Annotated in this window: 11 protein-coding genes; 5 read left to right on the forward strand and 6 right to left on the reverse strand. The window is 62.6% G+C overall.

Annotated elements, in window-relative coordinates:
- Positions 1–95 precede the first annotated feature (95 nt).
- Genes J0O65_RS23675 through J0O65_RS23685 form a run of 3 tightly spaced genes read left to right on the forward strand, consistent with a single transcriptional unit; the run spans position 96 to position 2992 of the window.
- Positions 96–962 (forward strand): MurR/RpiR family transcriptional regulator, encoded by an 867-nt coding sequence (locus J0O65_RS23675; protein WP_034757651.1) that lies wholly within the window; start codon positions 96–98, stop codon positions 960–962.
- Entirely contained in the window at positions 955–1941 is a 987-nt protein-coding gene (gene iolG, locus J0O65_RS23680) for an inositol 2-dehydrogenase (protein ID WP_215409648.1), read from the forward strand. Before J0O65_RS23675 ends, iolG begins: the two co-directional genes overlap by 8 nt.
- Positions 1942–1969: 28 nt before the next feature.
- Complete coding sequence (locus J0O65_RS23685) at positions 1970–2992, forward strand: Gfo/Idh/MocA family oxidoreductase (RefSeq protein WP_215409632.1); 1023 nt, start codon at positions 1970–1972, stop codon at positions 2990–2992.
- Between the two features lie 13 nt (positions 2993–3005).
- On the opposite strand, the gene J0O65_RS23690 is transcribed toward J0O65_RS23685, so the two are convergent.
- Both J0O65_RS23690 and J0O65_RS23695 read right to left on the reverse strand, forming a co-directional pair.
- Positions 3006–3353 (reverse strand): helix-turn-helix domain-containing transcriptional regulator, encoded by a 348-nt coding sequence (locus tag J0O65_RS23690; RefSeq protein ID WP_152252340.1) that lies wholly within the window; start codon positions 3351–3353, stop codon positions 3006–3008.
- Positions 3310–3675 (reverse strand): type II toxin-antitoxin system RelE/ParE family toxin, encoded by a 366-nt coding sequence (locus J0O65_RS23695; protein WP_502793589.1) that lies wholly within the window; start codon positions 3673–3675, stop codon positions 3310–3312. The genes J0O65_RS23690 and J0O65_RS23695 overlap by 44 nt, the downstream gene beginning before the upstream one ends.
- A gap of 237 nt (positions 3676–3912) precedes the next feature.
- On the opposite strand from J0O65_RS23695, the gene J0O65_RS23700 reads away from it, so the two are divergent.
- Positions 3913–5130 (forward strand): hypothetical protein, encoded by a 1218-nt coding sequence (locus J0O65_RS23700; protein WP_215409633.1) that lies wholly within the window; start codon positions 3913–3915, stop codon positions 5128–5130.
- 25 nt (positions 5131–5155) lie between these two features.
- The gene (locus tag J0O65_RS23705; RefSeq protein ID WP_215409634.1) at positions 5156–6172 is read left to right on the forward strand and encodes a ParB/Srx family N-terminal domain-containing protein; all 1017 of its coding nucleotides are present in this window, start codon (positions 5156–5158) and stop codon (positions 6170–6172) included.
- A gap of 71 nt (positions 6173–6243) precedes the next feature.
- Here the strand turns inward: J0O65_RS23705 and J0O65_RS23710 are convergent, their stop codons facing one another.
- The 4 genes from J0O65_RS23710 to J0O65_RS23725 all read right to left on the reverse strand — a co-directional run bounded on the left by J0O65_RS23710 (position 6244) and on the right by J0O65_RS23725 (position 10488).
- Positions 6244–7353 (reverse strand): ABC transporter ATP-binding protein, encoded by a 1110-nt coding sequence (locus J0O65_RS23710; protein ID WP_215409635.1) that lies wholly within the window; start codon positions 7351–7353, stop codon positions 6244–6246.
- Positions 7354–7362: 9 nt separating this feature from the next.
- Positions 7363–8238, reverse strand: a complete 876-nt coding sequence (locus J0O65_RS23715; RefSeq protein ID WP_086147271.1) for a carbohydrate ABC transporter permease — start codon at positions 8236–8238, stop codon at positions 7363–7365.
- A complete protein-coding gene (locus J0O65_RS23720) occupies positions 8235–9119 on the reverse strand; it encodes a carbohydrate ABC transporter permease (RefSeq protein ID WP_215409636.1) in 885 nt (294 codons plus the stop codon). The genes J0O65_RS23715 and J0O65_RS23720 overlap by 4 nt, the downstream gene beginning before the upstream one ends.
- 115 nt (positions 9120–9234) lie before the next feature.
- Positions 9235–10488 (reverse strand): ABC transporter substrate-binding protein, encoded by a 1254-nt coding sequence (locus J0O65_RS23725; RefSeq protein ID WP_215409637.1) that lies wholly within the window; start codon positions 10486–10488, stop codon positions 9235–9237.
- Positions 10489–10828: the final 340 nt, after the last annotated feature.

Consider the following 10828-nt stretch of genomic DNA (forward strand, 5'->3'; position numbering starts at 1 on the left):
TATTTTTGAGATTCCCTCCTATAATTCTCGCCAGAAGCAGCCGCGGCGCGCATTGATACGCCGGCGCGGCCCAGCAAGTACACCGAGGAGTAACCATGGCAGCCACCGCCCCCATCGAACAGCTGATGCAGCACATTGCCGCCGAGTACGACAATCTGTCGCGCCAGCTGAAAGTCATCGCGCAATACATCGAAAAGCACCGGGCCAGCCTGATGCTCGAACGCATCAGCGACATCGCCGCCGCCTGCGACGTGCAGCCGTCGGCCATCGTGCGCTTCGCGCAGCGCTTCGGCTATACGGGCTTTTCGGAAATGCAGGACGTGTTCCGCCAGGCCTACACGGACCAGGCCGGCGCCACGCCCGACTACCAGCAGCGCATCCGCAAGCTCATTTCCACGCGCGATGCCGCCCTCAGCGCAGGCGACCTGACGCGCGAGTTCGTCGGCGCCAGCCGCGCCGGTCTCGACGACCTGGCGGCCGGACTCGACGACGCGCAGCTGGAAGCGGCCGTCAACCTGCTGCTGAAAGCGGAAAACATCTATGTGATCGGCGTGCGCCGGTCGTTTCCGATCGCCTCCTACATCGCCTACGCGCTGGAACACACGGACAAGCGCGTGCACCTGATTAGCGGACTGGGCGGCATGCACCGCGAACAGATGCGCAGCGTGCGCGAACGCGATGTGGCGATCGCCATCAGTTTCTCGCCTTACGGCAAGGAAACCCAGCAGTGCATCAAGGCGGCGCAAGACAAGGGCGCCAAGGTCCTCGTGATTACCGACAGCAAGCTGGCCCCGCTCGCGCGGGCCGCCGACGCGCTGCTCACCGTCACCGAGGGCAGCGCCTTCGCCTTCCGCTCGCTGACCAGCACCATCTGCCTGTGCCAGGCGCTGTTCATCGCGCTGGCATACAAATTAGAGCTCGACATCGAAGAAATCCACACCCCAGGAGAACATGATGATTGAAGTAGCGTTGTTCGGCGCCGGACGCATCGGCAAAATCCACGCGGCCAACCTGGCTGCCCAACCCGGCGTGCAGTTCAAGTACGTGGTCGACGTCAACCAGGAAGCGGCCGCCGCGCTGGCAGCCCTGCATGGCGGCAGCAGCGCCACGGTGGACGCGGCGCTGGCCGACCCGGCCATCAAGGCCGTCGTCATCGCCTCGAGCACGGACACGCACGCGGACCTGATCCTGCGCTCGGCCGCCGCCGGCAAGGCCATCTTTTGCGAAAAGCCCGTCGACCTGACGATAGCCCGGGCGCGCGCCTGCGCCGCCGCCGTCAAGGAAGCCAAGGTGCTGTGCATGCTGGGTTTCCAGCGCCGCTACGACCCGACTTTCAATGCCGTCAAGACACGCATCGCGGCGGGCGAGATCGGCACGCCGGAATTGCTGGTCGTCACCAGCCGCGATCCCGGCCCGCCGCCCGTGAGCTACATCAAGGTTTCCGGCGGCATCTTCAAGGATATGCTGATCCATGACTTCGACATCTTCCGCTGGATACTCGACGATGAAGCCGTCAGCGTGCACGCCACGGGCAGCTGCCTGGTCGACCCCGCCATCGGCGAAGCGGGCGACCTGGACACGGCCGTCGTCACCATCCGCACGGCCAAGGGACGCTTGTGTCAGATCAATGCCTCGCGCCGCGCCGCCTACGGCTACGACCAGCGCTTCGAAGTGCTGGGCAGCGCCGGCATGCTGCAGGCGGGCAACCACAAGCCGACGGAAGTGACGGCCTATGGCCCGGTGAACGTCAGCGTGGACAAGCCGGAAGATTTCTTCCTGGAACGCTATCGCGTGGCGTATGCGCAGGAAATGGCGCACTTCTTTGACGCCCTCACCCGCGGCACGCCGCTGCGCACCACCGTGCACGATGGTTTGAAGGCGCTGGAACTGGCCGAAGCGGCCACCTTGTCGTGGCGCGAACAGCGCGTGGTCACTGTATAAACCAATAATAAAGCCATCTGGAGACACCATGTCATCCCCAACATTAAACGTCGGCATCGTCGGCCTGGGCCGGCTGGGCCAGCGCCACGCCATCAACCTCGCGCAGCGCGTGCCGAATGCGCAAGTCGTGGCCGCCTGCAGTCCCGTGCCGGCCGAACTGGACTGGGCCGCCAGCACGCTGGGCATCACCACCGGCTATGCCGACTACGACGCCCTGCTGGCCCACCCGGGCCTGGACGCCGTCTTCCTCGTCACGCCCACGTCGCTGCATGTGGAGCAGATCATCGCCGCCCTGCGCGCCGGCAAGCACGTGTTTTGCGAAAAACCGCTGTCCTTGGACCTGGACGACTGCCTGAAAGTGGAGGCGGAAGCGGCACGCCACCCGCAGCTGACCATCATGATCGGCTTCGTGCGGCGTTTCGACGCCAGCTACCATGACGCGCAGCAAAAGATCGCCCAGGGTCTGATCGGCAAGCCGTATCTGGTGCGTTCGCAAACCTGCGACCAGAACGACCCCAGCGGCGCCTTCATGCGCTTCGCCCCCACCAGCGGCGGCATCTTTCTCGATTGCAGCGTGCACGATATCGACCTGGCGCGCTGGCTGCTGGGCAATCCCGTGCCCAAACGCGTGTATGCGAGCGGCACCAACGCCATCCACACGGGCTTGCAGACGTTCGGCGACGTCGACAACGGCCTGGCCACGGTCGAGTTTGCCGATGGCAGCATGGCCAGCTTCATGGCCTCGCGCACCATGGCGCATGGCCATGAAACCCTGACGGAGGTGTTCGGCACGGGAGGCCGCCTGGCCGTGGGCAGCAATCCGCGCCTGAACCGGGTGGAAATTTCGGATGCGCATGGCGTGCGCAATGAATGCACGCCGGACTTCTATGCGCGCTTCGCCGACGCCTTCCTGATCGAGGCGCAGGAGTTCACGGATGCGGCGCTGGGCCGGCGCACCTTGTCATTGACCTTGCACGACGCGACGGAAGCGACGCGCATCGGCCTGGCCATGACGCAAGCGATGCGCGAAGCACGGCCGGTGGAGTTTTAGGGCGCCGCTGGACTCAGGCGGCCGGCGCAGGAAATGGACGTTCGGGCTGCCTGGGTTCCACGGCCAGCCGCAAGCCCATGGCATCAAGGATGGCCGTCAAGGTGCTCAAGGAGGGATTGCCCTCGGGCGACAGGGTGCGGTACAGCTGCGTGGGATTGAGCCTGGCCGCCTGCGCCACGGCCGGCACGCCGCCAAAAGCGCGCGTCAGCTGGCGCAGCACGGCCAGCAGTTCCCCGTGGTCGCCGTCGGCAAGGATATTGTTGATCAATTCCAGGGCGAAGGCGGGATCGTCGCGGTACAGCTCAGCCATCGCCTCGTCATGCGAGCGGTCTCTCGGTGGTTTGCGGATGTCCTCGCTCATGTCCTCTCTCCTTCCAGTCGTGCCAGCAGGCACAGGCGTATTCGATATCTTTCGGCTGCGTGCGTTTGTCGCCACCAGACAATAATAAAATGATCTGCCCGTCGGCGATAGCGTAATACACGCGGTAGCCAGGCCCCACATCGATGCGCAACTCCCACACGCCGTCATGACAAAACTTGTGGTCGCCAAAGTTGCCGGCAATCATACGCAGCACGCGGCGCACGATGGCCACCCTGGCCGTGTTGTCGCGCTGGCGCTTCAGCCATTCCGTATACAAATCCCTGCCCGATGACGTCAGGTAATGGCGGATCTCGTACATCATATTCGTCCATAAACGAAGAAAAATCAAGGGGAAAATCACGCTGATACGTAAAAGGAGGACCACGCCATCTTGCTACCAAACCCGCTCAAGCAGGCCTTGAATGTCAGGTTCACTGAGCTATATCAAGATGTATTTTCCCAATTACTGTAAAGAAATGATGTGACGCGTACACGCCTCACGCGCATGCCATTGCGCTATACAATAAGCGCCTGCCCAACCGCGAAAACCAAGGCCACCATGACAAACGACGACAGCCACTCCCCCTCCCTCGCCGACGTGGCCGAACGCTACGTCAAGCTGGTCCTGGCCATGGGCCAGCACGATGCCTCGTATGTCGACGCGTATTACGGCCCGCCCGCATGGCAGCAGGAAGCGGTAGAACAGCAACAGGGTTTGAGCGACATCAAGGCCGCGACAGACAAGGCGCTGGCCCTGCTGGCCGATGACGCATCCTTGCGCGCCCTCAACCTGCGCAAGCAGCTGCAAGCCGTGCTGGCCAAGGTGGAGATGCTGCAAGGCGCACGCCTCGATTTCGACACCGAAAGCGCGCGCCTGTACGACGCCGTCTCGCCCCATCACGGCCGTGCATACTATGAAGCACTGGTGGCGGCAATCGACGCCCTGCTGCCGGGCGACGGCACGGTCAGCGAACGCGTGAACGCCTTGCGCGCGCAACTCGTCATTCCCGCCGATAAGCTGCGCGCCGTCATGGAAGCGGCCATCCGCGCGGGCCGCGAGCGCACCTTGCAGTACATCGCCCTGCCCGAAGGCGAGGATTTCGTGCTGGAATTTGTCACCGGCAAGCCGTGGAGCGGTTACAACTGGTACAAGGGCAACTACCAGAGCGTGATCCAGATCAATACGGACTTGCCCGTGTACATCGATCGCGCCGTCGACCTGGGCTGCCATGAAGCGTATCCGGGCCACCACGTATACAACGTGCTGCTGGAGCGCGACCTGGTGCGCGGCAGGGGCTGGATGGAATACAGCATCTATCCGCTGTACTCGCCGCAATCGTTGATCGCCGAAGGCACGGCCAATTACGGCATCGAACTGAGTTTCACGGATGCGGAGCGGCTGGCGTTCGAGCAGCAGGTGCTGTACCCGCTGGCCGGCCTGGACCCAGCGCTGGCGCCCCGCTACGCGCAGCTGAACCAGTTGCTGGCCAAGCTAGGCTATGCCGACAACGACATCGCGCGCCAGTACCTCGAAGGCAGCCTGAGCCGCGAAGCGGCGCTGGAATGGCTGGTCAACTTGCGCCTGTATCCGGCCGAAAAATCCGCGCAGCGCCTGCAGTTCTACGACGCCATGGGCGCGTACGTCATCAATTACAACCTGGGCCAGGACATGGCGAAAGCCTATGTCGAGCGCCAGGGCGCGACGCGCGCCGCACACTGGGCCGCCTTCCGCGGGCTAATGTCGTCGCCGCGCGTGCCCAGCGCCCTGCTGGAATGAAGCGCCAGCGTTAAAGGAGCAAGACATGCCACGCTACACTACGCACGCTGCCGGCGCCCTGCTGCTGGCCCTGTCCTTCAGCCATGCGGCGTGGGCCAGGGAGCCGATCCTCAGCGCGCGCCAGCAGGCGCTGATGGCGACCGTCGTCGGCAGCGCCGCCCAGCCGCGCATCCTGCAGGTGCGCCTCGATGAACTGCATCCGACTCAGCCGGCCATCGGCTACGACCAGGTGTATTACAAGCTGGGACGCTATGCGGCCGAAGAAAAGCACATCGCCGACATCGCCAAGCCGAAAAAATTCGCCGACCTGTGCGAGGCGAATGGCCAGGGCGATGTCTTGCCTGGCACGGCCAATGTGGCCGGCGCCACCCTGGCCGCGCCGCCGGCCAGCTACCGCTGCAAGGCGGCCGTGGGCAGCCGTCCCGACGACATGAAGACCGTCGTCATCGGCCCGCGCGGCATCGTCTACCTGACCGATGGCCACCACACGTTTTCCACCTTTTGGGATGCCGATGGCGGGCGCAATCATCAATTGCAGGTGTGGGTCAAGGTCAGCGACAATTTCAGCGCGCTGGACGAAGCGGCGTTCTGGACCCGCATGCGCGAGGAAAACAAGGTCTGGCTGAAAAACGGCAGGAACCAGGCCATCACGCCGCAGCAACTGCCATCCGCCATCGGCCTGCAATCGCTGGGCGACGACCCCTACCGCTCGCTCGTCTACTTTACGCGCGGGATCGGCTACGAACCACCCGCCAACGCCACGGAATTTCTTGAATTTTACTGGGCCGACTGGCTGCGCCGCAAAACGGCGCTGGACCTGGCGCATGCCGACCTGCGCGATCCGGCCGCATATGCCAGCGTCATCCTTCTGGCGGCGCAGGCGATGGTGGCGCTGCCAGCGACGGATATCGTCAGCGGCGGCAAGCGCGCGGCGGACCTTGGCGCGCTGCGCGAAGTCAACCGGGAAGCGTTCGATGAGCTGACCGAAGACCAGGGCAAGCTGCGCCACGCCATCGCCTACAAAAAATCGCTGGCACAATAAGCGCCGCGGTGTAAACAACAACGGCCCGCCTGTCAGCTGACAAGCGGGCCGTTGTCTATTGCAGGTGCCGCTTACGCGATGCGTTCGCCATTCTCCGGATCGAACAGGGCCGCTTTCGACAGGTTGAACGACAGCTGCATGGTCTGCCCCGGCAGCACGGCTTCGCGCGGGTGCGTGCGGCAAGTCACTGCCGCGCCGTTCAGGCGCGTCGTCAGCAAGGTGTCGGGACCGGTCGGCTCGACCAGGTCGATCAGGCAGCCCAGTTCCTGGCCCACGTCGCCGTGCGCGCTGCTCATGTCCGTGATCTGCTCCGGGCGCACGCCCAGGATCACGTCGCGACCCGCATGGCTGCGCAGCTTGTCGGCGGCGAATGGCAAGGCCAGGCGCAGAGTCTTGCCCGCGTTGTCGATGGCGACGGACACCGTTTCGCCTTCGATGACAGGCTTGACGGTGATGAAGTTCATCGATGGCGAACCGATGAAGCCCGCCACGAACAGGTTGGCCGGGTTGTCGTAGATTTCCTGCGGCGTGCCCAGTTGCTGCACCACCCCATCCTTCATGACGGCGATCAGGTCGCCCATGGTCATCGCCTCGATCTGGTCATGCGTGACGTAGACGATGGTGGCCTTCAGGCGCTGGTGCAGCAGCTTGATCTCGGCGCGCATTTCCACGCGCAGCTTGGCGTCCAGGTTCGACAGCGGTTCGTCGAACAGGAACAGCGACGGCTTGCGCGAGATGGCGCGGCCCATGGCCACGCGCTGACGCTGGCCACCGGACAGCTGCGCCGGACGGCGGTCCAGCAAGTGCGTGATCTGCAGGGTTTCGGCGACGCGGGCGACGATTTCTTCCTGCTCCGCCTTCGGCACCTTCTTCACGTTCAAGCCGAACGCGATGTTTTCACGCACCGTCATCGACGGGTACAGCGCGTAGGACTGGAACACCATGGCGATGTCGCGGTCCTTCGGCGGCAGGTCGTTAACCACCTTGCCGTCGATGAGGATTTCGCCGGACGTGACGCTTTCCAGGCCGGCCACCATGTTGAGCAAGGTCGACTTGCCGGAGCCGGAGCCACCGACGAGGATCAGGAACTGGCCATCCTTGATCTCGATGTCGATGCCTTTCAAGACTTCGACGCCATTCGTGTACACCTTGCGGATGCTGCGTATCGATAAACTGGACATATTCTTTCCTTAACCTTTGACTGCGCCTGCGGTCAGACCGCGCACAAAATAACGGCCTGCGACCAGATAGACCAGCAGGGTCGGCAGCGCGGCAATCACCGCGGCGGCCATGTTGACGTTGTATTCCTTCACGCCCGTGGACGTGTTGACCAGGTTGTTCAAGCCCACCGTGATCGGCTGCGAATCGCCGCTGGCGAAGACGATGCCGAACAGGAAGTCGTTCCAGATCTGCGTGAATTGCCAGATGATGCAGACGACGAAAATCGGACCCGAAATCGGCAGCACGATCTTGCGGAAGATCAGGAAGAAGCCGGCGCCATCGATGCGCGCCGCCTTGATCAGTTCTTCCGGCACGCCGATGTAGTAGTTACGGAAGAACAGGGTCGTGAAGGCCGTGCCATACACCACGTGCACGAAGACGAGGCCCGTGGTGGTATTGGCCAGGCCGAATTCGCCCAGCAGGCGCGCCATCGGCAGGATCACCACCTGGAACGGAATGAAGCAGCCCACCAGCAAGGCGGCAAACAGGATTTCCGAACCGCGGAAGCGCCAGTGCGCGAACACATAGCCGTTGAAGGCGCCCAGGAAGGTCGAGATCAGCACGGCGGGAATCACCATCTTGATCGAGTTCCAGAAGAACGGCTGCATGCCGTCGCAGGTGACGCCCGTGCAGGCCGACGACCAGGCCTTGGCCCAGGAATCGAATTGCCACACGTGCGGCAAGGCCAGCAGGTTGCCGCTGCGAATCTCGTCGAGCGACTTGAACGACGTCGACAGGGTCACGTACAGGGGCACGATGTAGTACACCGCGAACAGGATCAGCAGCAGGTACAGCACCACCCGTCCCAGGGTGAGCTTGTTGTTACGTGTAGGAGTGTGTGTCATCTCATCGCCTTTGCGCTGCGCGTTTCCAGATACATCAGCGGCACGAGCACGGCCACGATGGTGGCCAGCATCATCATGGCCGATGCCGAGCCCAGGCCCAGCTGGCCGCGGGTGAAGGAAAACTGGTACATGAAGATGGCCGGCACGGACGACGAATTGCCAGGTCCGCCAGCCGTCAATGCGATGACCAGGTCGAAGCTCTTGATGGCGATGTGCGCGAGGATCAGCAGCACGCTGAAGAACACGGGACGCATGGCGGGAATCACGATGCGCCAGTAGATCGTCGGCAGCGACGCGCCATCGACTTGGGCAGCCTTGATGATTTCATCATCGATGCCGCGCAGGCCGGCCAGGAACAGGGCCATGACGAAGCCCGACGACTGCCAGACGCCGGCGATCACCACCGTGTAGATGGCCATGTCGGAATTCACCAGCCAGTCGAACGTGAACGAGGTCCAGCCCCAGTCGTGCATGACCTTTTCCAGGCCCAGGCTGGGATTGAGCATCCATTTCCAGGCCGTGCCGGTGACGATGAAGGACAGCGCCATCGGATACAGGTAGATGGCGCGCAGCGCGCCTTCGGCGCGGATTTTCTGGTCCAGCAGGATGGCCAGGAACAGGCCGATGGCGATGCTGCAAGCGATGAACAGGACACCGAAGATGCCGAGGTTCTTGAGCGAGGTCCACCAGCGCTCGTTGTCGAACAGCTCGATGTATTGCACCAGGCCGGCGAACTCGTAGTTCGGCATCAGCCGCGATTCGGTCAGCGACAGCCAACCGGTCAAAAAGATAAAACCATAGACGAATACCAGGCTGGCGATGAGCGTGGGGCCCAGCACCATCTGCGGTATCCATCGGTCGAATTGCTTGCGTATGGACATAGGACAGCCGTTGAAGTAGAACTGCGTGTGGCGCCGGCCTGGTCGAACGCCAGGGCGGGCGCCTGCGATGCATGCGATGCAGCGGGCGCCGACGGGAATGCCGGCGCCGTCGTGATTACTTCACTTTTGCCGCTTTGGCCAGGGCTGCAACCGCGTCTTTCGAGCTCATGTTGGTGTTCATGAACTTGGCGATGACGTCGGTTACGGCGCCTTGCGTGGCCGATGGCAGCGCCATGCCGTGGGCGAACGATGGCACCAGGCCGCCGTTCTTGTTGGTGGCGTCCATGTCTTCCATCGATTTCAGGGCGCAAGCGTCAAACTTGTCCTTGGAAACGCCGGAACGCACGGGGATGGAACCCTTGTTCAGGTTGAAGATCGACTGGAACTTCGGATTCATGATGGCGTTGGCCAGGGCGATCTGCCCTTTCTTCGCATTCGCATCCTTTTGCGTGAACATGGCAAACGAATCGATGTTGAAGGTGTAGGCCTTGTCCGTGCCAGGCGCGGCCACGCACAGGTAGTCCTTGCCCGGCACCTTGCCGGCGGCCGTGAATTCGCCCTTGGCCCAGTCGCCCATGAACTGGAAGCCGGCCTTGTTGTTGATGACCATGGCGGTGGCCAGGTTCCAGTCGCGGCCGGCCGCATCCTTGTCGATGTAGGTCTTCACCTTGCCCAGGGTGTCGAACACCTTGAGCATGGTCGGGCCGGTCAATTCCTTCTGGTCCAGCTTGAGGATGGCCTTTTTGTAGAATTCCGTGCCGCCCACGCCCAGCGCGACGGATTCAAACACGGTGGCGTCCTGCCAAGGCTGGCCGCCGTGGGCGATCGCGATGCCGCCCGATTTCTTGATTTTCTCGGCCGCGTCGAAGAACGCATCCCAGGTGGTCGGGGTGGTGGCCACGCCGGCTTTTTTCAGCACTTCCGGATTGACCCACATCCAGTTGACGCGGTGGACGTTGACGGGAGCGGCAACGTAGTGGCCCTTGTATTTCATGATGTCGGCGACGACTTTAGGCAGCACGGCATCCCATTTGCCTGGAACGGCGGCATCATCGATATTGGCCAGCACGCCTTCCGCGCCCCACTCCTGGATCGACGGGCCCTTGATCTGGGCGGCCGTTGGCGGATTGCCGGAAATGACGCGGGTTTTCAGCGCGGTCGCGGCGTTTTCGCCAGCGCCACCGGCCACGGCGAAGTCTTTCCAGCCAAAGCCGCTTTCCTTCACGATTTGCTGCAACTGGCCCACGGACTTCGCTTCGCCGCCGGAGGTCCAGTAGTGCAACACTTCCACGTCGGTCGCAAAGGCGCTGCCGGCGAATGCCAGGGTGGTCAACGCGGCCAGTTGGGTAATCTTGAATTTCAGTTTCATCTCCACATTCCTTTTTTGATCAAGCTTTTAGGGGGCTTCGGCATACGGGGGCCGAAAAAGGTGAAATCTGCGCCTGTGCCGGCGCTCTTGTGCTCAGACCCGCTTGCAAACGGGCATCATCTTGGTATAAAGACGGCGCCGTGATCCATGAAATGACTACATTGCATTTATATCACGGGACGGCGCCAAAAACGCATCCGCGAAGGATGCGCCAGGTTGATTTAGACTTACAACGCCTGCTAACTTAGAACCAGGTTTCTACCTGGAAACCATAAGACGTGCCGCTGGTGTTGTTGTTATAGATCGGGCCGCCGTTGTTCGACGCGTTGACCGAGGCGGT

The sequence above is a fragment of the Janthinobacterium sp. JC611 genome, assembly GCF_018682595.1.
In the GTDB taxonomy this organism is placed as follows: domain Bacteria; phylum Pseudomonadota; class Gammaproteobacteria; order Burkholderiales; family Burkholderiaceae_D; genus Janthinobacterium.